Genomic DNA, 20,836 nt, shown 5'->3' on the forward strand with positions numbered 1-20,836 from the left:
GTCCTCGGCGGGTTGGGGCTCAGTCCTCGGCGGGTTGGGGCTCAGTCCTCGGCGGCTGCGTCAGTCGAGGGCGGCGTCCAGGAACTCGCCGTCGGGGCGCTCCCCCGGGTCCATCGGGGCGCCGCTGAGGTGCGGAGCGTCCATGACGGGGGCACCGACGTAGCGCAGGGCGCCCAGGGCGAAGTCCACCAGGCACTCGACGGCGTCGTACTCCCCCGTCTCGATCAGGTCCAGCAGCCGCTGATGAGGCAGCAACGAGGCCGCCACAACGCCGCATTCGACACCAGCACGCAAACCGTCGAGCGGCGTACGCGCCCGCAGATCGGCGACCAGTCGGGTGAGTTCGGCATTGGGGTGCAGCGTCAGCAGCGAGGCGAACAAGGCGTCCTCGGCCCTGCGGAAGGCGGCGAAGTCGCGTTCGAGCAGAGCCTCCGCGCACTTCCCCTCCAATTGACGAAGTGTGATCAGATCCGCGGGCCGGACGAAGATGCTCGCCTCACGCATCGCAACGGGCTCGACGAGACGGCGGACGCCGACAACGTCGCTGCCGCGGAACTCGCCCTCGGGGCGGATGCGCACGGCACCCGATTCCAGCCGCTCCAGGAAACCGTCGCGGCCGAGTTCGCGCAACGTGTCCAGAGCCTCGTCCTCTCCGGTGCCCAGAAAGGTCGCTATCTCGGCGATGGGGTAGGCAGTGTCGCTCAGGAGTACCTCATCCGCGATGAGCATGCGCAGGTGGGCGACACGCTCCGCGGGCGGGCACGGCAGCGTCTCGACGAACGCATCGGTGACGAGCATCGAATCCTGCCTCCTCGGGGATCGAGCCTGACGATAAATGCCGCCAACGCGGGCCGTGCGAAGTTGCCAGAAAGTTGCCAATGCCGGGCCATGGCTCAGGCGGCGGTAAGGTTCCGCGAATGGGAAATGGCGTGGTGTTCCAGGCGGCCGTGGCGATTGTGGCGGGCCTGGTCGTCAGCGTATTGCTCTTCGTCCCCTTCGTCGCCCTGAGCTATCGACGGCGCGGACGCCTCAGCGCAGGACGCATGCTGGCGTGGCTCGCAGCCGTCATCTACTTCTGGGCGATCTGGGCCTACACGCTGCTGCCGCTGCTGCAGGTCGGAAGCTATCGCTGCGCCGGGATCAATCTCGATCCGCTCGGGTTCATCCCCGACATCCAGCGGGCGCTGGCGGCGGGTGGCAATCCGCTGCGCCGCACCGCGATTCAGCAACTCGTCCTCAACGTCGCTCTGTTCATGCCGCTCGGCTTCTTCCTCCGGACGCTGGCGGGGCGCGGCGTCCTGGTGGCGACGGCGGCCGGGTTCGGCGTCTCCGCGATGGTGGAGTTCACCCAGCTGACCGGCGTGTGGGGGCTGTATCCGTGCGCCTACCGCGTCTTCGACGTGGTCGACCTGCAGACGAACACCCTCGGCGCCCTGCTGGGCTCCGTCGTCGCCTTGCTGGTTCCCGGGGCGTGGCGGCGCGCGGGCATCCGTCCGGAGGCGGCGCTGCCCCATCCGGTGACCCGGGGACGCCGGATGCTCGCCATGCTGTGCGACGTGCTGGCCGCAACCCTGCTCGGGTTCGCCACCACGGCGGCGTTCACCACGGCCGTCTCCCTCATCGATCCCGACAGCACTCTCCCCCAGGGCAGCTACGCCAGCTGGCTCGGGTCCGGGCTGCCTGCGGCCGTCTGGCTGGTGCTCATCCTCGCCACCGGTCGTTCTGTGGGTGACTACGCCGTCCAGCTCAGGTATCGCGGGGGCCGACAGCCCATCCCGCTGGCCCGGCTCATGCGCGCGCTCGGAGGCATTCCCGGGTACGCCTTGTTGGGGCTGCCCTCGCTCAGTGGCAACCTCCAAGCCCCGTTCGCGCTCGCAGCGCTCCTCGCCTGGATGGCGACCCCGCAGGGGCGCGGCCTGCCGGGTCTCCTCAGCGGCCAGGACCTGGCGGACGCCCGCGCGACGCACGAGGCCGACGCCCGCCCGCAGAACGAGGCCCTCCCCCGCGGGAAGTGACGCTATCCCACGGTGGATGAAGCTGTGCATGCGCCTGGGGATAACTGTGGACAGCAGGCCCAAATGGTGGATGGCGAAGGCCAGGTAGTGGAACAATTCGGGTTTTGTTGCGACCTATGCGGGCTCCCCGCTAGACAAGTACTACACGCTGAACCTTGGCGTCGTATGGCCCGATGATCGTCCGCCGCCGACTGCGCGTCGGCGCTCCGCTTTGGTGACGTGGGTGGAGGCGGTTCGCCTCGGGCCATGGTCGGAATCGTCACGCCATCTCCGGCCAGAAACAACGGGGTGGGCCCTCGCCGTCTGGGGCATCGACGGGGGCCCACTGCTGTGCCGCTGCGCCCGCCGTCGGCCCCTGACCGCTGCGGTCCGCGGCCGGGCACTGCAGCCGCCGCGGCTTCCTCGCCTACCGATAGGCTGGCGGCTGCACCGTCACGACGATTCAAGGGAGATCAAAGTCGCATGGCCAAGATCATCTACACGCTCACCGATGAGGCGCCGTTGCTGGCCACCTACTCGTTCCTGCCGATCGTCGAGGCTTTCACCTCGACCGCGGGCATCGACGTGGAGACGCGCGACATCTCGTTGTCGGGCCGCATCCTGGCCGCCTTCGCCGACGCCCTGCCGCAGGACCGCCGGGTCGACGACGCCCTGGCCGAACTCGGCGCGCTGGCGCAGCGCCCCGAGGCCAACATCATCAAGCTGCCCAACATCTCCGCTTCGGTACCGCAGCTCCACGCCGCCATCGCGGAACTGCAGGCGCAGGGCTTCAACCTGCCCGACTACGATGCGGCGACGCCCGCCGAGAAGGCACGCTACGACGCGGTCAAGGGGTCCGCGGTCAACCCGGTCCTGCGCGAGGGGAACTCCGATCGCCGGGCTCCGCTGGCGGTGAAGAACTACGCCCGCAAGCACCCGCACTCGATGGGCGCCTGGAGCGCAGACAGCCGCACCGAGATCGCCACGATGGCCGCCGACGACTTCCGCGCCAACGAACTGTCGGTGATCATGCCGCAGGCCGACACGCTGCGGATCGAGTTCGTCGACGCCGACGGCGCCGTCACCGTCCTGAAGGACCTGCCCGTTCTCGAGGGCGAGGTCATCGACGCCACCGTGATGCGCGCCGCCGCGCTGGACGCCTTCCTCACCGCGCAGGTCGCCCGCGCCAAGGACCTCGGCGTGCTGTTCTCGATCCACCTCAAGGCCACCATGATGAAGGTGTCCGACCCGGTCATCTTCGGTCACGCCGTGCGCGCCTTCCTGCCCGCGACGTTCGCCGCGTTCGGCGAGACGCTCGCCGCGGCGGGCCTCACCCCGAACAACGGGCTCGGGTCGATCCTGGCCGGGCTGGCCGCCCTGCCCGAAGGCGCCGAGATCAAGGCGTCCATCGATGCCGAGCTCGCCGCCGGCCCCGCGCTGGCGATGGTCAACTCCGACCGCGGCATCACGAACCTGCACGTCCCCAGCGACGTCATCGTGGACGCCTCGATGCCCGCCATGATCCGCACGTCGGGCCACATGTGGGGCCCCGACGGCGCCGAGGCCGACACCCTGGCCCTCATCCCCGACAGCAGCTACGCGGGCGTGTACGCCACGGTGATCGCCGACTGCAAGGTCAACGGCGCCTTCGACCCGACCACGATGGGATCGGTGCCCAACGTCGGGCTCATGGCCCAGAAGGCCGAGGAGTACGGCAGCCACGACAAGACCTTCATCGTCGAGCAGAAGGGCACGATGCGGGTCGTCGGCTCGGCCGGTGAGGTGCTGATGCGCCACGAGGTCGAGGCGGGTGACATCTGGCGCGCCTGCCAGACCAAGGACGCCCCGATCCGCGACTGGGTCAAGCTGGCCGTCACCCGCGCCCGAGTCTCGGACACCCCGGCGATCTTCTGGCTGGATCCCGAGCGCGCCCACGACGCCAACGTCGCCTCCCTGGTGGAGCAGTACCTGCCCGAGCACGACCTGACGGGGCTCGACATCACCATCGCCTCCCCGGTCGAGGCCACCCAGACCTCCATCGATCGCATCCGCCGCGGCTTGGACACCATCTCGGTGACGGGCAACGTGCTGCGGGACTACAACACCGACCTGTTCCCGATCCTGGAACTGGGCACGTCGGCGAAGATGCTGTCGGTGGTGCCGCTGATGGCAGGCGGTGGCCTGTTCGAGACCGGCGCGGGTGGCTCGGCCCCCAAGCATGTGCAGCAACTCGTCGAGGAGGACTACCTGCGCTGGGATTCCCTGGGCGAGTTCCTGGCGCTGGCCGAAAGCCTCGATCATCTGGCGCGCAGCACCGACAACCCGCGCGCGGCCGTGCTCGCCAAGGCGCTCGACGCCGCCACCGGCACCTTGCTGGATGAGGGCAAGTCCCCGGCCCGCCGCGTCGGCCAGATCGACAACCGTGGCAGCCACGCCTGGCTGGCGCGCTACTGGGCCGAGGAACTGGCAGGCCAGAACGCGGACGCCGAACTCGCGGCGGCCTTCGCACCGGTGGCCGAGGCGCTGGTGGCCAACCAGGACGCGATCGACGCCGAACTGCTCGGCGTGCAGGGGCAGCCGGTCGACCTGGGCGGCTACTACCGCCCCGACCCCGCCGCAACCTCCCAGGTCATGCGTCCCTCTGCGACGCTGAACGCGATCATCGACGGCCTGGCCTGAGCCACCCGACACGCCGCGGGCCCCGCTTCCCCTCTCGGGAGGAGCGGGGCCCGCGGTGGTGGGGCTCAGGAGCGGTGCAGACGGCGCCAGGCCAGCTCGGCCAGGTAGGCAGCCTGACGCGGCAGCACAGCGTCGTCGAAGACCACCAGCGGCGAGTGATTCCAGGGGGCGGTCCGTTCGTCGATCTCGGGCGGGGTCGCCCCGAGGAACACGAAAGCGCCCGGAACCTCCGCGAGCACATAGCTGAAGTCCTCCGAGCCCATGTGCGGTGCCGGAAGCTCCGTGGCGTCATCCTCCCCGAACAGGTCGGCCGCCACCTCGAGGGCGAACGCCGCCTCCGTGGGATCGTTGACGGTGACCGGGTAGTCGATCTGGAAGTCCACCTCGGCGGTGCAGCCGTGGGCGGCGGCGATGCCATCGGCGAGCCGCCGCGTCTCGGCGATCAGTGTCTCCACGGACGCCTGCGACAGCGTCCGCACCGTCGCCCCCAGCCGTGCTGCGGGCGGGATCACATTGACGGCCTGCCCGGCGGAAAGCTGCGTCACGGTCACGACCACCGGATCGAACACCGAGAACCGGCGCGTCACCATCGTCTGCAGCGCGAGCCCGATCTCCAACAGCGCGGGCACGGGATCGACCGAGGTGACGGGCTGGGAGCCGTGACCGCCGCGCCCGTTGACCGTCACGTACAGTTCGTTCGCGCCCGCCATGAGCGTCCCGGCCCGGGTCTCGACAACGCCGAACCGCCCCGTGGCGACGTGGACCCCATAGGCGGCGACGGGGCGTTCGCCCGCGGCGTCCAAGACGCCCTCCTCGATCATGCGGACCGCCCCGCCGTCGGCTTCTTCGCCGGGCTGGAACATGAAGATCACGCTGCCGGGCAGCTCGTCGCGGCGCGCCGCCAGGAGCTTCGCCGCGCCCACCAGGCCCGTCACGTGCAGGTCGTGCCCGCAGGCGTGCATGGCGCCATTGGTGGAGGCGAAGTCCAGGCCGGTCTCCTCGGCCACCGGGAGGGCGTCCATGTCGCCGCGCAACAGCACGACGGGACCTGGGCGTTCCCCGCGCAAGACCGCCGTCACCGCGGTGGACGACACCCCCAACGTCACCTCGAGCCCGAGTCCGTCCAGGGCATCCAGGACACGGCGTTGAGTGCGGGGCAACTCCAGGCCGAGCTCAGGGTCGGCGTGCAGGGCGCGGCGCAGACTGCGCAGTTCGTCCGCCAGGCCGGCGGCATCCTCCAGGAAAGTCATGGCGGCAGGCTATCCGGCCGCCGACCCGCCGTCCCCCGCTAGAACACGTGCACCGTGGCGCCGATGGGGGTGTGCTCGTACAGCCACAGGATGGCGTCCTTGTCACCGACGTTGACGCAGCCGTGGCTGGAGCTGTCGTAGCCCTGTTTGGCGAAGCCGGAGGAGTAGTGCACGTACATGTCGGGGTGGAACATGATGCTGTACGGCATCGCCCCGGCCCCATAGTTCTCCGAGCGTGGGTTGCGCTGCTTGTCATAGACCGTGTAGGTGCCGTTCGCGGTCGGGAAGTTGCGCCAGTTCTTCTTCTTGGCGTGCTGCGCGAACCCGCCCAGGCGCACCTGCACGGTGCGTTCCACGGTGCCGTCGACGACGTAGCGCAGCGTCCGGGCACCCTGATCCACGCACAAGACGGTGCCCGCGACCAGGCATTCGGCCGGCAGCGCCGTCGAGCGGGGCGACTGGTTCGTGGCCAGGGCCCGCCAGGTGGCCTCGTCGATCGTCCCGGTGGCGTCGAGGCCGCGCGAGCGCTGATAGTTCAAGATGGCGTTGGCGCCACGCACATCGATGCGCTTGGCGGGCTCCCCCGCCAGGAAGCCGATCCCGGCCAGGGTCTCCTGGGCGAGGGCGGCGCAGGCCCCGCTGGACCAGTGGGTGACCGCCGTGGTCAGGCAGCCTCCGAACTTCTCCTGCTGGGCCGCCGACAGCGCGGGGAGAGTGGGTTGCGGGGATGTCTCCGGGGCAGGACTCACCTCCGGTGTCGCCACCACCGCGGGGAGACCGGCATCCGGGGTCGTCACAGCCGCGGGGGTGGCGGTCTGGTCGGGGGTGGCGGCCTGGTCGGGGCTCGACACCTGCTCCGACGCCGTGCTGGCCACGGTCGAGGGGAGGCCCCCGGGCGCCGAGCAGCCCGCGAGGCCCGCGACGGCGATCAGGGCGGCGGCGAGGCGGGTCAGGGGGCGGCGAGGCAACACCATGACAGTGTCTCGCATCCGGGCCCGTGGCTGGTAGCCCGTGTGCACGGGTTTCCGTTCAGGTCGCTCCGGGCGAGACACTGGGAGCACACAAGGGCCGAATCTGAAGGTGGGTAGCGGGGCGTGGAACTGGACAGCCTCTTCCGGATCGTCGACGTGACCGGCGTGGTGGCCAGCGGGCTACTCGGCGGAGCGGTCGCCCGGTCCAAGCGCTTCGACATCGTCGGCTTCGTGTCGTTGGCGATCATCACCGGCCTGGGCGGCGGGATGCTGCGCGACGTCCTGCTGAACTCCGGATTCCCGGTCGCCCTCACCGACCCCGCTTATCTGGCCGGGGCGCTGATCGCCGCCCTGGTCGCCTACGTGGTCCGGCTGGACGGCACCTTCCCGCGGCGCGCGCTGGCCTTTGCCGACGTGCTGGCGCTGGGATGCTGGTCCGCCACCGGCACCATCAAGGCGGCCAGCCTGGGCCTCGACATGCTGCCCAGCATCCTGCTGGGAGTGATCACCGCGGTCGGCGGCGGCATGTTGCGCGACGTGCTCGTCGGCCGCACCCCCACCGTCTTCGGCGGCAACACGCTGTATGCCACCTTGGCGGTCCTGGGCGGTGCGGAGGCCTGGTTCTTCATGGAGATCCTGAGGCGCCCCCAGCTGGGCATGCTGATCGCGATTCTCACCACGGCGGTACTGGGCATCCTGGCCCGCCACCTCGGCTGGATGCTGCCCGAACCCGTCGAGCTCAACCTGCGTGCCCTGCGGATCCGGCCGCTGGGCCCCAAGGCCAGCGCCCAGCGGCTCGGCCGTAGGCTGGCGCGCCGCCGCGCCAAGGCGGAGGCCAAGTACGAGGCCCGGGCGGACGCCGATGCAGCCCAGGAGGCCGACGAACCCCTGTGAGGGTGCGTGGGCCGCCCTTCGGTCTAGCGGCCTCCCCGAGGCCGACAAAAGCTTAGGCTGGGGGGCGACCCCGACCAGGAGCTGCCGTGACGCCTGTGGTGAACGTGCCCGATGTGGCCTTGATCTTCGAGGGCGGCGGGATGCGCGCCGCCTACACCTCCGCCGTGGTCGTCGAACTCCTCCGGGCGGGACTCGTGTTCCCGTTCGTGGCGGGGATTTCGGCGGGCGCGTCCAACACCGCCAACTATCTCGCCGGAGACGGACCTCGCGCCAAGGCGTCCTTCACGACGTTCGCGGCCGACCCACGGTTCGGCGGGCTGGGGAGTTTCGTGCGTGGCCAGGGGTTCTTCAACGCCGACTACATCTACCAGCACACCTCGGCTCCCGGAGAGGCGCTGCCCTACGCCTTCGATCGGTTCCTCGCGCATCCGGCCCAGATGTCGCTGACCGCGTTCCGCTGCCGCGACGGGGCCACCGTTCGCTGGGACAAGAGCGACATCGCCACCATGGGGGACCTGATGGTGCGGGTGCAGGCCTCCTCCACCATGCCGGTGCTGATGCCGCCGATCACCATCGACGACGAGATCTACGTCGACGGCGCCCTCGGCGACTCGGGCGGTATCGCCCTGGACGCCGCCCGCGCGGCGGGGTTCCGGAAGTTCTTCGTCGTCCTCACCCAGGAGCGCGGTTACGTGAAGGCCCCGATGAAGTACACGCGGTTCTACCGCAACCACTTCCGCCGGATGCCCGCCGTCGCCGACGCCCTGCTGGCTCGGCCCGCCCGCTACAACGCCACCCGCGAGGAACTGTTCGCACTGGAGCGCGCCGGGGACGCCTACCTGTTCGTTCCGGAGGTCATGCCCATCAGCAACGCCGAGCGCAACGTGGCCGCCCTGGAGAAGGCGCACGCGCTCGGGCTGGCGCAGGCCCGACGCGAGGTCTCTGGCTGGCGCGAGTTCCTGGGCGTCGGCGCCCATGACTAGAGTCGATGCCATGAATCTCGCGATCACCGGAGCCCACATCGTCCCCATCACGGCAGAGCCGTTCGAGGGGACCATCGTCATGACCGACGGGCACATCTCGTCGCTGGGGCCCCGTGCGCGCATCCCGAAGGGGCATGCCGTACTGGACGCGGAGGGCGCCTGGGTGCTGCCCGGGTTCATCGACGCGCACACCCACCTCGGCATCCATGAGGAGGGCGAGGGCTGGGCCGGCGACGACACCAACGAGGCGACCAACCCGGTGATGGCCGCCGCCCGGGCGCTGGACGCGATCAACCCGCTGGAGAAGGGGTTCGACGACGCGCTCTCCGGCGGGATCACCTCGGTGAACGTCAACCCGGGCTCCGGCAACCCGATCGGCGGCCTGACGGTGGCGATCAAGACGTTCGGCCGGGTCGTGGACGAGATGGTGATGCGCTCCCCCTCCGGCCTGAAGGCCGCCCTCGGCGAGAATCCGAAGCGTTTCTACGGCGAGCAGAAGAAGACCCCCTCGACGCGGCTGGGGACGGCGCTGACGATCCGCACGGCCTTCGTCGCGGCCCGCAACCACGGCGCCCAGGAGGCTCCGGAGCAGAACCTCGTGCACGACGCGCTGCTGTCGGTGCTCAACCGGGAGATCCCGTGGCGGCAGCACTGCCATCGCGCCGACGACATCGCCACCGCGCTGCGGATGGCCGACGAGTTCGGCTACCCACTGGTGCTGGATCACGGCACCGAGAGCTGGAAGATCGCCGACCTGATCGCCACGCACGGCGTCCCGGTGCTGTATGGCCCCCTCATCGTCTCCCGGTCGAAGGTGGAGGTGCGCGACCGCATCCCGGCCGCTCCCGGCATCCTGGATCGCGCGGGCGTCGACGTGTCGCTCATCACCGACCACCCGGTCGTGCCCATCGACTTCCTGGTGACCCAGGCGGCGCTGGCGGTCAAGGAGGGCATGGACCCCGAGGCCGCGCTGCGAGCCATCACCATCAACCCCGCCACCGTGATGGGTGTGGCCGACCGGGTCGGATCGCTGGAGAAGGGCAAGGACGCCGACGTCGTGCTGTGGAACGGCGACCCGCTGGACGTCCGCAACCGGGTGTTGCGCACGTTCGTCTCCGGCGATGAGGTGTACTCCTGGGACCCCGACACCCGCCAGGCGACCTGGGCGTCCCGCTACTGAGCCTGCGCCTGCCCGGGTGCCCCCGGGTGGGCGAGCGCGACGAGGGACCCGCCGGTCATCGCGGTGCGATGAGGTACCCGAACGTCTCGATGATCAGCTCGATGCTCAGCGCTTCGGGGACGCCGGGCTCCCCGGCCTCGAACTCGGCCAGTTCCACGCCCCGCACCTGCTCGCGCGGGAGCGAGGCGAACAGGGCGGCCACGTCTCGGGGCCGCAGCCCGTGGGGGACCTTGTAGGCGGCGGGGATGTAACCGGGCTCCAACACATCCCAGTCGACGTGGATCCACACCGGTCGTCCCGCCACGAATGAGGCGATGGCCTGCGGGGTGCTCGCCTGCGGGCCGAAGACGCGGACGCCTGCCCGGTCGAGATGGTCCACTTCAGCCGGGTCGAGGTCGCGGGCGCCGACGAGAGCCACCTGAGCAGGGTTCAGGCCCGCACCGTGCCCGCTGTCCCACAACCCGCACGCCGCGGCCAGGACCATGCCGCCCAGATAGCCGGAGGGAGCCGTGTCCGGGGTATGGAAGTCGCCGTGCGCGTCGATCCAGAGCACCACGGCGTCCGGGAACCGGCGCGCGACCTCGGGAAGGGTCGCCAGGCTGGCCGCGCACGTGTTCGTCGCCAGCACCGGGAACGCGTCCTGGTCGAGAGCCCGCCCCAGAGCCTGCCGCAGAGCCGTCAGCACGGCGGTGGCGGCGGGGAGGCTCACCGACCAGTCGTCGGTGTGTGGCGCGGACGGGGTGCCGACGACCGTCGGGGCCACCCCGAGACACTCGCCCAGCGCCGCCCCGGTCAGGGCTGCCCCCATGAGGGCCCCCGCCGTGCGATCCGCAACGCGTCCTTGCGACACGACGACCTCGTAGCCCATGCCGGTCAGGCGAACGGGTCCGGGGTGAGGGTGTACTTGGTCTGCAGGTACTCGCGGATGCCTTCGAGGCCGCCCTCGCGGCCCAGGCCGGACTGCTTCCAGCCCCCGAACGGGGCTGCGGCGTTGGAGACGACGCCCACGTTGAGCCCCATCATCCCGGTGGCGAGCCGCTCGATCAGGCGTTGTCCGCGCGCCAGGTCGCGGGTGTAGACGTAGGAGACCAGCCCGTACTCGGTGGCGTTCGCGAGCCGGACCGCCTCGTCCTCGGTCTCGAACGTGGTGATCGCGAGAACGGGGCCGAAGATCTCCTCACGCATGAGCGCCGCCTCGGCAGGCACATCGGCCACGACGGTCGCCTCGAAGAACGACCCCGCACCCTCCAGGGCGTGCCCGCCGACCCGCAACGTCGCACCACGGGCGACCGCATCAGCGACGAGCTCCCCCATCTTGGCGACCGCCCGGGGCTCGATCAGCGGGCCGATGGTGACGCCGGTCCTGATCCCGGGGCCGGTCGCGTAGTTCGCGACGGCCGCGGTCACGCGCGCGGTGAACTCCTCGGCCAGGCTCCGGTGCACGAAGAACCGGTTGGCCGCGGTGCAGGCCTGGCCGATGTTGCGGAACTTGGCCCTCAATGCGCCTTCGACGGCCGCGTCCAGATCGGCGTCCGGGAAGACGAGGAATGGCGCGTTCCCGCCCAGCTCCATGGAGGTCCGCAGGACCCCAGGGGCGGAGCGGGCCAGCAGGTCGCGACCCACCGGCGTCGAACCGGTGAAGGACAGCTTGCGGACGCGCGGGTCCTCCAGGATCGCCGTGCTGACCGGCCCGGACGCCGTGGTGGGGAGGACGTTGACCACCCCGGCGGGCACGCCCACATCGAGGAGCACCTGGGCGAACAAGGAGGTGGTGAGCGGGGTGAGGGAGGCCGGCTTCACGACGACGGTGCACCCGGCGGCCAGCGCCGGGGCGATCTTGCGGGTCGCCATGGCGAGCGGGAAGTTCCACGGCGTGATCAGGTAACAGGGACCCACCGGATGCTGGCTCACCAGCACGCGTCCGTTGCCCTCGGGGGTGGTGCCGTACCGGCCCTGGATGCGGACCGCCTCCTCGCTGAACCAGCGCAGGAACTCGCCCCCGTATGTGACCTCGCCGTACGCCTCGGGCAGAGGCTTGCCCATTTCCAGCGTCATGAGCAGCGCGAACTCGTCGCGGCGCCGCAGCACCTCCTCGAAGGCGGCGCGCAGCAGTTCTGCGCGGTCCCGGGGTGCCGTGGCGGCCCATGCGGGGAAGGCGCGGTCAGCGGCCGCCAGCCCGGCCAGCGCGTCAGCCGGGGACGCGTCGGCCACGCGCAGGAGGGGCTGCCCGGTGGCCGGGTCGCTCACGCCGAACGTCTGTCCCGTCTCGGCCGGACGCCAGCCGCCGTCGATCAGCAGCCCGGTGGGCACCTGACCGAGCAGCTCCGCGATGTGCCCCGGCGTCGCCCGCGGATCGACGTCGCCTGCCGTCTCGGGCTCACTCATCGTCGTCCTTCCCTGGCCTCGCCAGCGAGCACGGCGACGGTCCACCGCACATACGCCTGGCTGACTCGTCCTACGATAGGCCCGGTCGTCGGGCACCGCCGCGCCCGGACGCGCAGCACCCCCACTCCTGCCCGGACGCGTCCCGGGTCGGATTACAGTGCAGACATGACCCCGCGCATCGCCGTGACCGGGGCGACCGGACACCTCGGTGGCCGTGTCGCCGACCTGCTCGCCGCGCAGGGGGTGCCGCTACGCCTCGTCGTTCGTGATCCCGACCGCGCCCCGCACCTTCCGGACGCCGAGGTGGCCGTGGCGTCCTACGGCGATGCCGGCGCCGTCGAGGCGGCCCTGCGCGGCGTGGAGGTCGCCTTGATGGTGTCGGCCGGCGAATCGGCGACCCGCGCGCAGGATCAGGCCACGTTCGTCTCCGCCGCCGCGGCCGCGGGTGTACGGCAGCTTGTCTACACGTCGTTCGCCGCGGCCTCCCCCGATGCCGTGTTCACCTTGGGCCGCGATCACGGTGCCACCGAGGCGGCGATCACGGCGTCGGGGCTGGCGTTCACGTTCCTGCGCGACAACTTCTATGCCGACGCCCTGCCCCTGTTCGCCGGAGCCGACCGCGTGGCGCGTGGACCGGCCGGCGAGGGACGGTGCTCGTTCGTGGTGCGTGACGACGTCGCCCAGGTCGCGGCGGCGGTACTGGGGCAGCCGGACGCCCACGCGGGAGCCACCTACACCCTCACCGGCCCGGACTCCCTGACCCTGACGCAGGCCTACGCCGTGCTCAGCGAGGTCACCGGGCAGAGGTTCCGGTTCGAGGACGAGACGCTGACACAGGCGTACGCCTCGCGGCGGGAGGGCTGGCCCGGCGAACCCGACTGGGTCTACGACGCCTGGGTCTCCACGTATGCGGCGATCGCGACGGGAGCGCTGGCTCCGGTCAGCCCGGACGTGGAGCGCATTCTGGGTCGTCCTGCGACCACCCTGGGGGCGTTCGCGGCCTCGCTGACCTGATCGACCGGGAGCCTCTCGGGGACGGCCACAGCAGCAGAATTCAACAGTGCGAGAGCCGCATTTCACCACCGTGGGGGTGTGTGCAACCCTCAGGGCGAAGCGATTCGAACCACCCCGCGACAACGCGAGACGGAACGATCTTTCGTTTACAAGGTGACTTGATGTGCGATCGTCGCTAGCCTGACGAGGGTTGTCCACTCGAGGAGACCCGCTACATGGCGAAACAAGAGCGATCCACCCCGCCCACCACACGCCGACTATTCCCCAGCCGAGCGGCCCGGAATCATCACCAAGCGACCTCCGGCCGCCGCAACCTGCTCACCGCGACGCCGGGCGCCGGCGTCGCCCGCATGACCGGGCAGGGACAAGTGCTGGACGCGGTCCATCCGGCGTTGGAGCCTCCCGCCGAGGCGTTGCGGAGTGATCGCCCGGGATCCCTGGACCGGGTGGTGTTCGGCGTCACCGCGGCGCTGTCCATCGCCTTCGTTGCCTGGGGCATCCTGTCCCCGCTGACACTGGGGCAGGCGTCGAGCGTCGGTCTGGAGTGGGTCGTCGACAACACCGGCTGGCTGTTCGCGCTGGCCGCCACCGGCTTCGTGTTCTTCGTCCTGTGGCTCGCCGCAGGCAAGTATGGCAACATCCCGCTGGGCCGCGACGGTGAGGGCCCGGAGTTCTCGACCGTGTCGTGGATCGCCATGATGTTCTCCGCCGGGATGGGCATCGGCCTGATGTTCTACGGCGCTGCCGAACCGCTGGCTCACTTCATCACTCCCCCGCCGGGCACCGGCGAGGCGGGCAACGAGAACGCCGTGCAGACCGCCATGGCAACCACCTTCTTCCACTGGGGGCTGCACCCGTGGGCGATCTACGCCGTCGTCGGCGTCGCCATCGCCTACAGCGTGTTCCGCAAGGGCCGCCCCCTCACCATCAGTGCGGCGTTCGAACCGCTGCTGGGCAAGCGCCAGGCGTACGGTCCCGGCGGCAAGATCATCGACATGTTCGCGATCTTCGCGACCCTGTTCGGATCGGCGACGTCGCTCGGCCTGGGTGCCCTGCAGATCGCGCACGGCGCCCAGATCGTCGGCTGGATCGGGGACGTCGGCAACACCTTCTTGGTGCTGCTCATCACCGGGCTGACCATCTGCTTCGTGCTGTCGGCGGTGTCGGGCGTGGGACGCGGCATCCAGTACCTGTCCAACATCAACATGGTGCTGGCCGTCATCCTGGCGGCCTTCGTCTTCGTCGTCGGACCGACCGTCTTCATCCTGAACCTGCTTCCGACCACGCTGGGCACCTATCTGCAGACCATCATGCAGATGTCCGCCCGCACGGGCGCGGCGGGCCCCGACGCGAACGCCTGGCTGTCGAGCTGGACGATCTTCTACTGGGCCTGGTGGGTGAGCTGGACCCCGTTCGTCGGCATGTTCATCGCCCGCATCTCCAGGGGCCGCACCATCCGGCAGTTCGTCACCGGCGTTCTGCTGCTGCCGAGCCTCGTCAGCCTCATCTGGTTTGCGATCTTCGGGGGCGCGGCCATCAACGCCGAGCAGAGCGGCGCCAACCTGGGCGCGGTGGAGTCCTCGGAAGGCACCCTGTTCGCCCTCTTGGAGACGATGCCGTGGGCGACGATCACCTCCGTGCTCGTCATGGTGCTGGTGGCGATCTTCTTCGTCTCCGGCGCGGACGCGGCCTCGGTGGTGATGGGCACCCTCAGCGAGAACGGCACCATGGAGCCCCGGCGTCCGGTCGTCGTGTTCTGGGGTGTCGCGACGGGTGCCGTCGCTGCGATCATGCTGGTCGCGGGCGGTGAGGATGCGCTCAACGGATTGCAGGCGATCACCATCATCGCGGGGCTTCCGTTCATGCTCGTGATGATCGGGTTGGCCGTCGCCTTGGTCCGCGACCTCAACAGCGACCCGATGATCGTGCGACGCCGCTACGCGGTGGAGGCAATCAACACGGCCGTCGTCGAGGGGGTCAAACAGCACGGCGACGACTTCGCGTTGACCGTCTCCGAGACGGCTCCCGGGGAAGGCGTCGGTGCCCGCGTCGACACCCCCGAACCCGACATCGACGCCGCGCTCGCCCACGACTCCTCCGGGGAAGCGCCGCCCCCAGAGTTGTGACGGGGACTTGGCCGGGGCCCGCGTCACCGCGTGTGGCCCCGGCGACTCCGACGGAATGGACACCGCAGCCGTCTCCGCCGCACGCTGGTGACGTGGAGTTCGAGGTTGCCGGTGACCTGATCGAATGGCGCGGACCGGCGCCCTTCGTCTTCCTCCCCCCGCCCTCCGATGCTGCGGCGAGCCTGGCGTCCTCAGCCTCCCTGCTGACCTACGGCTGGGGGTGGGGGTGCATCCCGGTGACGGCACGGATCGGTGCGACCCATCGCGACGCGCACCGCACGGGGGGCACAATGGCCGCATGCCCGCCTCGCCCCATCGCGAATCCCGCGCCGTCGTCTGGGCTCGCGTCTGGTTCGCCTTCGTCGCGCTCGTCATCGTCGTCTCGATCGGCATCCAGGTGGCGCTGCTGTTCACCGGTGGCGCCGACGCGAACTCCGGGGCGTCGGGCGTCGGCGTCGACGTGGGCGTGGGCGTGTTCCGGTTGTTCCTCTACTTCACCATGGACTCCAACGTCGTCGTGATGCTGGTGTGCCTGGGGCTGATCTCCGATCCACTCCGAACCGGGTTCTGGTGGGAGTCGCTGCGACTCAACGCAGTGCTGGCCATCACGGTGACCGGCGTCGTCTACAACACCATCCTCGCGCCGGGCATCAACCTGGGCGGTTGGGCACAGGCGACGACGGTCGGCCTGCACGTGGTCTCACCGTTGGCGTTCGTCGGTGGCTGGCTCGTGTTCGGGCCCAGGCGTCGGCTTCCCCTCGCGACCGTGCCCGCCGCCTTCGTCCTGCCGCTGCTCTGGATCGGGTTCACGTTCGTTCATGGTGGGCTCACCGGCTGGTACCCCTACCCCTTCCTCGACGTCACCGTCCTCGGGTTCGTGCCCGCACTCGTCAACGCGGCCGTCATCCTGATCGCCAGCGCCGGACTGGGTCTGATCTACCGGATCGTGGGCGCCACCCGGCCCGGCCTGCTCCCCCAGGGGTCCGAGACGGCAACGTTGCCGGGGCGCGCCGCAGGCCCCTAGGTTGACCGGCGATGACCGAGCTCAGTTACGCCTATCTCACCCCCTCGGCCTGGACCCCCGGCGACCTTTCCCTCGCAACCTCGGGCGGAACCACCACCGGGGGAGCCGCCGCGCATCCCTTCTTCTTCTCGGGGTTCGTGGAGCATCCCGCAGTCGTCTCGGCCGCGCTGCTCGCCCTCGCGCGGATCTCCCGCACCCGGTTCTACGTGCCGCCCAACACGCTCGCCGCGGTTCTGCGCGCGGCCGACCCCGTCGTGACCTCCACCCCCGAGGGGCTGCGGTTCGAGGCGTTCAGCGTGTGCTGTGGGGTGTACGCCCGGCTCGACGTGGACGCGTCCGCCCTCGATGCCGACCATGTCGCCAGCGGCGTCACCAACGTGGATGTCAACCCTCCGCTGCGCCAGGCGCTGGCCGGGCTGCGTCCGGCTGAGCCGCTCCACCTCAATGTCGGGCAGGACGAATTGCGCGTCACGACCTTCGACGGCGAGGTCGTCGAGGAGAAGGTCGCGCTGCCGCGCCGCTGGCTGAAGGGGTTCGCCGAGACGCAGGTGCTGTGCGCGGGCATGACAGCCCGCCATGACCTGGACGCCGTCGGCGCACGCGGGTTCATCCAGGGGCTACCGAAGAGTTCCCCGACCAGGGCGGTGATGTGGGCGACGTGGGCAGTGCGCGGCCTGCGGCTGGCATCGCGCCCCGCGGCGGGGGCGGTGTGCGTGGCCGGACCGGAGCGGCTGCGGGTGCTGGAGCCGCTGCTGCGGTTCGCAACCGGCCTGCGTGGCTTCGGCCCGGACGCCGACCCCTCCAGCGCGCCGGTGGCCAGCGCCTGGGTGCTCGCCCTGCCGGGCGCTCGCTTCACGGTGGCGCTCAGCCCGGAGAAGTCGCGCGGGTTCTCCGGGGAGGGCGCCGTGCTGCATGCCTTGGCGGGGGCCGAGGTCGCCGAGGACGCCGATCTGGTCTCGGCGCTGCTGGCCTTCGAGCCGCGCATCGACGTCGCCGTGCTGGCGGGCCGCGCGGCCCTGCCTGAGCCGCGCGTCCGGGCGGCGCTGGATCTGCTGGCGTCGTCGGGCCAGGTGGGTTTCGACCTGGCTCAGGGCGCCTACTTCCACCGGCCGCTCCCGGTGCAGGCCGACGCGCTGGCGAGCCTGCATCCGCGTCTGGCGCAGGCGCATGGGCTGGTGGCGGCGGGCGGCGTCCACGCCACCAGCGATGGGCGCGTCGAGGTCCGCTCGGGAACCCAGACCTACACGGTGACGCTGGGCGCGGATCCCGACGAGGACCGGTGCACCTGCCCCTGGTACGCGAAGTACCGCGGGGGACGCGGCCCCTGCAAGCACGTCCTGGCCGCCCGGATCGCGACCCATTCCACGGGCGAGGAAGGAACCACCCCATGAGCCTGGACCTGGCCGCCCGCCGGGCGCTGCTGCGCGCGGCCGCCCAAGGCCCCCACGGGTTCACCGAGGCCATCAGGGGCGCCGACGAGGCGGAGCGAGCAGCGCTGGCGAAGACGCTGCCGCCGTCGCGCGTCTTCTCGGCCGAGGGTCCCACCCCGCGCGCCTGCTATCTGCTCGCCGCGCTGGCCAAGCCGCAGTTCGCCGCCGAGACGATCGTGAGCAGCGACCATTCCCGGAGTCCCGCGTTCCAGGCCGCCAGCGTCCCGCTGGCCGCGACCATCGTGGCGGCGGCGAGTGAGCGCCCGGCGGCCTGGCAGACGTCCTTCGTGGACGCGGTCGCCGACCGCCACTGGTACGCCCGCGAGTTGGCGTGGCGGGTGTGCTTCGCCCTGGTGCACGAGCATCAGGCCCGCGGCGAATCCCTGCCCTACCTGGGTTGCTTCGTCACGGCGGTCAGCGGGGACGCCGACGGGGTGACCGCCGCCGAGCACGGCGCCCGGATCGCCGACCGGCTGCGCTCCGATCCCGGGCTGCTGGCCGACTTCTGGGCGCTGTTCCGCGTCGAGGGAGCCGGGCTGCACTACCTCCTCACCGAGGGGTGCGGCGACGCGTGGGACGCCGCCATCACCGACCTGGCCACCGATCCAGCTCTGCGGGATGCCCTGCTGGATGCGTCCCTGGGCGCCCTGCTGCGGGACTTCCCCGCCCGCACCCTCGCCTGGTATCTGCGCATCCAACGCCTGCTGGCACCCACCCCGCAGGAGGTGGCCGCCCGAGCGCCCCAGTATCTCGGGGTGCTGGTGAGCCCGCCGAGCACCGCCGTCGGGTGGGCGCAGGAGGCGTTGCTGGGCGGCGTCCGCGCGGGGCTGGTGGACGCCGACGCAGTCGTCGCGGCCTCGCCTGCCGTGCTGGCCCGCACCGAGAAGAAGCTGTTGCGCGCCCACCTGGGCCTGCTGGCCGCCCTCGACCTCGACGAGGCGCGGAGCCAGGCGGTGTCCGATCTGGTGTCGGCCGCGCTGCCCGGGCTTCCCTCCGAACTGGGGGCCGCCGCCCGGCGGCTCGTCGTGACCGGCCCTTCGCCCCTCGCGAACCTCGACGCGGCCGCTGAGGTCACGCCGCAGGAGCCAGGCCGGGGCGAGGCCTCCGTCGGAGAGGCCGTCACGGTCCCCGGGCCGCGGCACACCGCGCTTCCGCGTCCGACCCCCGAGGCGGACCAGGCTTCCAGAGGGCTGAACGACGCCGGGAGCCCGACGGCCCTGAGCCCGCAGGAGGCGTTCGCGCTGATGGCGGAGCACTTGGAGGGCACCGGCGACGGCGCCGATCTCGCCCGCCTGTCGGCCTACCCCGACCTGGCGGTGTTCGCGCCGCTGCGCGGGCGCGCAGCCCAGGTGCTGCACGACACGTGGGACGCGGGCCAGTTCTCCCCGCGTCGCTACTTGGCGGCCCTGATCCTGGACGCGGACGCCCCCACCCCCCGCGGCTTCCAGCGCTACGTGGTGCTGAGCCCCGGCGAGGAACCGCCCGCGGATGTGCAGGTCGAGGACTTCACGATGACCTCGACCGGGTACGACGCCGAGACCGGGCAGTGGCAGGAGGCCGAGCGCTGGCACGGACGCTCCGGGTATGCGTCGGTGCACACGCTGGCTCCTGCGGCCCTGCTGGCCCAGGCGCTGTTCGCGGCCCGGATGGCCCGCCGCATCGGGGCCCCGGTGACGCCCCCGATCCCACTGCCCGCGACCGGCCCGCTGCCGTGGCGACGCGAGGTCCGCGCCCCCGGGCAGGGCACGTTCGGGCGCGAGCTGGAGGTACTGGGGACCCGCCCGCGCGCGTTCTGGCTCGCCGAGACCGACGAGCTGACCCACCCGGCGCTCGTCCTGGAGCCGGTCGCCGCCGAGTTCACGTTCCGCGCCCAGCAGGCCCGCGAGCAGGACGGCTACGACCAGATCGTCGCCTGGGCCGCGTGGCTGCTCCGCGAGCACACGGATGTGCTGGCCGCTCACCAGCACCCCGCCCTGTACGCGGCGACGGTTGTCGTCAACGTCCGCGGATCGGCCCCGCTGTTCGCGGCCCTCGGAACCTCGACGCAGGTGCCTACCGCGCCGGTGTACTCGGCGCTGGCCCTGGGGCTGGGAGCCAAGGAGGCCACCCACCGCGCCCAGGCCGCCGAGGCGTGCGCCGCCCTGGCGCAGGCCAACCTGCTCGACCCCGAACCGTTCGCCCACGAGCTGGGCGCTCACCTGAGCGAGGGCACCGTGCTGGCCGGTCGGATCGCGGACGCGCTCGCCGACGCCGCCTCCATCGGGGCGCTGTCCGGCTACCGCGTCCTGCAGATGCTGGCCGTGCTGCCTGACCTGACAGGGGTGCGGAACCCGGGCGCGCTCGTGACGCTGACCGCCCGCCTGGCCCGCGACTACGGCACCCCCGTCGCACTGCCCGAGGCGCTGGCGGCGAAGGGACGCGGCTCCTCGGTGCTGGCGCACGCCGTCCGCGACCTGGCGGCCGTCCGGGCCCACCCCACCGACCTGGCCCGGGAAGCGGCCGCGACGGCCACTCCCCAGAAGGGGGATCCCGATGACCTATGACGGCCCCTACCGGTTCCTGGCCGACCTGCCCCGCCTGGCCGACGCCAGCGCCGACCTGGCCGCGCTCCACGCCGCGCTGCTCGACGTCACCGAGCCGGGCCCTCGCGTGCTCGATGGCTCTCCCGCGGGACTGCGCGGCCTGGCCACGCACTGGACGCAGTGGCCCAGCTTCGTTCCGATCCGGCTGGCGGAGCTGTTTGAGGGCCTGCGCGTCGACCACAGCCAGGACTACGTCCTGGTGATGATCGCGGGGCTGGGCGGCCGCCACGACACCGGCCTGAAGGCGCTGATGCTGCGCCAGGACGCCGCCCTGCGCGAGGAGACGTTCTGGCGGGTGTTCGAGGTCGAGGGCGGCGGGGAGAT

The 20,836-nt window shown here is 71.3% G+C and carries 16 protein-coding genes; 11 read left to right on the forward strand and 5 right to left on the reverse strand.

Translation table 11 applies throughout. The annotated features are described in order from the left end of the window. Positions 1-60: 60 nt before the first annotated feature. Complete coding sequence (locus V7E09_RS07835) at positions 61-798, reverse strand: FCD domain-containing protein (protein WP_324510232.1); 738 nt, start codon at positions 796-798, stop codon at positions 61-63. Between the two features lie 119 nt (positions 799-917). On the opposite strand from V7E09_RS07835, the gene V7E09_RS07840 reads away from it, so the two are divergent. Beyond that, positions 918-2,015: a VanZ family protein gene (locus V7E09_RS07840; RefSeq protein WP_324510231.1), complete on the forward strand. Its 1,098-nt coding sequence runs from the start codon at positions 918-920 to the stop codon at positions 2,013-2,015. Between the two features lie 462 nt (positions 2,016-2,477). Then, positions 2,478-4,673, forward strand: coding sequence for an NADP-dependent isocitrate dehydrogenase (locus V7E09_RS07845; protein WP_324510230.1), 2,196 nt, complete (start codon positions 2,478-2,480; stop codon positions 4,671-4,673). A gap of 65 nt (positions 4,674-4,738) precedes the next feature. Here V7E09_RS07845 and V7E09_RS07850 read toward each other — a convergent pair whose 3' ends face one another. Continuing rightward, on the reverse strand, positions 4,739-5,923 hold the full coding sequence (locus V7E09_RS07850; protein ID WP_324510229.1) for a M20 metallopeptidase family protein: 1,185 nt from the start codon (positions 5,921-5,923) through the stop codon (positions 4,739-4,741). A gap of 38 nt (positions 5,924-5,961) precedes the next feature. After that, positions 5,962-6,897: a L,D-transpeptidase family protein gene (locus tag V7E09_RS07855; protein WP_324510228.1), complete on the reverse strand. Its 936-nt coding sequence runs from the start codon at positions 6,895-6,897 to the stop codon at positions 5,962-5,964. Between the two features lie 120 nt (positions 6,898-7,017). Between V7E09_RS07855 and V7E09_RS07860 the strand changes: the two genes are divergently transcribed. The 3 genes from V7E09_RS07860 to V7E09_RS07870 all read left to right on the forward strand — a co-directional run bounded on the left by V7E09_RS07860 (position 7,018) and on the right by V7E09_RS07870 (position 9,951). Continuing rightward, a complete protein-coding gene (locus tag V7E09_RS07860) occupies positions 7,018-7,788 on the forward strand; it encodes a trimeric intracellular cation channel family protein (RefSeq protein WP_324510227.1) in 771 nt (256 codons plus the stop codon). 86 nt (positions 7,789-7,874) lie between these two features. Further along, positions 7,875-8,771, forward strand: coding sequence for a patatin-like phospholipase family protein (locus V7E09_RS07865; protein WP_442956853.1), 897 nt, complete (start codon positions 7,875-7,877; stop codon positions 8,769-8,771). Positions 8,772-8,781: 10 nt separating this feature from the next. Continuing rightward, positions 8,782-9,951, forward strand: coding sequence for an amidohydrolase (locus tag V7E09_RS07870; protein WP_324510226.1), 1,170 nt, complete (start codon positions 8,782-8,784; stop codon positions 9,949-9,951). Between the two features lie 55 nt (positions 9,952-10,006). Here V7E09_RS07870 and V7E09_RS07875 read toward each other — a convergent pair whose 3' ends face one another. Both V7E09_RS07875 and V7E09_RS07880 read right to left on the reverse strand, forming a co-directional pair. Further along, on the reverse strand, positions 10,007-10,819 hold the full coding sequence (locus V7E09_RS07875) for an arginase family protein (RefSeq protein ID WP_324523229.1): 813 nt from the start codon (positions 10,817-10,819) through the stop codon (positions 10,007-10,009). A 5-nt stretch (positions 10,820-10,824) separates the two neighbouring features. Next, positions 10,825-12,336: an NAD-dependent succinate-semialdehyde dehydrogenase gene (locus V7E09_RS07880; protein ID WP_324523230.1), complete on the reverse strand. Its 1,512-nt coding sequence runs from the start codon at positions 12,334-12,336 to the stop codon at positions 10,825-10,827. Between the two features lie 165 nt (positions 12,337-12,501). On the opposite strand from V7E09_RS07880, the gene V7E09_RS07885 reads away from it, so the two are divergent. The 6 genes from V7E09_RS07885 to V7E09_RS07910 all read left to right on the forward strand — a co-directional run. After that, positions 12,502-13,350, forward strand: coding sequence for an SDR family oxidoreductase (locus V7E09_RS07885; protein WP_324510223.1), 849 nt, complete (start codon positions 12,502-12,504; stop codon positions 13,348-13,350). A gap of 350 nt (positions 13,351-13,700) precedes the next feature. Continuing rightward, positions 13,701-15,476 (forward strand): BCCT family transporter, encoded by a 1,776-nt coding sequence (locus tag V7E09_RS07890; protein ID WP_324523231.1) that lies wholly within the window; start codon positions 13,701-13,703, stop codon positions 15,474-15,476. 298 nt (positions 15,477-15,774) lie between these two features. Next, entirely contained in the window at positions 15,775-16,500 is a 726-nt protein-coding gene (locus tag V7E09_RS07895; protein ID WP_324510221.1) for a Pr6Pr family membrane protein, read from the forward strand. A gap of 11 nt (positions 16,501-16,511) precedes the next feature. Continuing rightward, the gene (locus V7E09_RS07900) at positions 16,512-17,891 is read left to right on the forward strand and encodes an SWIM zinc finger family protein (RefSeq protein WP_324510220.1); all 1,380 of its coding nucleotides are present in this window, start codon (positions 16,512-16,514) and stop codon (positions 17,889-17,891) included. Next, positions 17,888-20,473: a hypothetical protein gene (locus V7E09_RS07905; protein ID WP_324523232.1), complete on the forward strand. Its 2,586-nt coding sequence runs from the start codon at positions 17,888-17,890 to the stop codon at positions 20,471-20,473. The genes V7E09_RS07900 and V7E09_RS07905 overlap by 4 nt, the downstream gene beginning before the upstream one ends. Next, the coding region (locus tag V7E09_RS07910; protein ID WP_324523233.1) for a hypothetical protein at positions 20,463-20,836 on the forward strand (374 nt) is incomplete at its 3' end. The genes V7E09_RS07905 and V7E09_RS07910, both read left to right, overlap by 11 nt.

It is taken from the genome of Propioniciclava sp. (assembly GCF_036744435.1).
Lineage (GTDB): Bacteria > Actinomycetota > Actinomycetes > Propionibacteriales > Propionibacteriaceae > Propioniciclava.

Coding starts and splice junctions, on each gene's coding strand:
- V7E09_RS07880 (WP_324523230.1), bottom strand. CDS start 12,336: ATGAGTGAGCCCGAGACGGCAGGCGACGTCGATCCGCGGGCGACGCCG.
- V7E09_RS07875 (WP_324523229.1), bottom strand. CDS start 10,819: ATGGGCTACGAGGTCGTCGTGTCGCAAGGACGCGTTGCGGATCGCACG.
- V7E09_RS07895 (WP_324510221.1), top strand. CDS start 15,775: ATGCCCGCCTCGCCCCATCGCGAATCCCGCGCCGTCGTCTGGGCTCGC.
- V7E09_RS07840 (WP_324510231.1), top strand. CDS start 918: ATGGGAAATGGCGTGGTGTTCCAGGCGGCCGTGGCGATTGTGGCGGGC.
- V7E09_RS07885 (WP_324510223.1), top strand. CDS start 12,502: ATGACCCCGCGCATCGCCGTGACCGGGGCGACCGGACACCTCGGTGGC.
- V7E09_RS07905 (WP_324523232.1), top strand. CDS start 17,888: ATGAGCCTGGACCTGGCCGCCCGCCGGGCGCTGCTGCGCGCGGCCGCC.
- V7E09_RS07890 (WP_324523231.1), top strand. CDS start 13,701: ATGACCGGGCAGGGACAAGTGCTGGACGCGGTCCATCCGGCGTTGGAG.
- V7E09_RS07835 (WP_324510232.1), bottom strand. CDS start 798: ATGCTCGTCACCGATGCGTTCGTCGAGACGCTGCCGTGCCCGCCCGCG.
- V7E09_RS07855 (WP_324510228.1), bottom strand. CDS start 6,897: ATGGTGTTGCCTCGCCGCCCCCTGACCCGCCTCGCCGCCGCCCTGATC.
- V7E09_RS07900 (WP_324510220.1), top strand. CDS start 16,512: ATGACCGAGCTCAGTTACGCCTATCTCACCCCCTCGGCCTGGACCCCC.
- V7E09_RS07845 (WP_324510230.1), top strand. CDS start 2,478: ATGGCCAAGATCATCTACACGCTCACCGATGAGGCGCCGTTGCTGGCC.
- V7E09_RS07870 (WP_324510226.1), top strand. CDS start 8,782: ATGAATCTCGCGATCACCGGAGCCCACATCGTCCCCATCACGGCAGAG.
- V7E09_RS07850 (WP_324510229.1), bottom strand. CDS start 5,923: ATGACTTTCCTGGAGGATGCCGCCGGCCTGGCGGACGAACTGCGCAGT.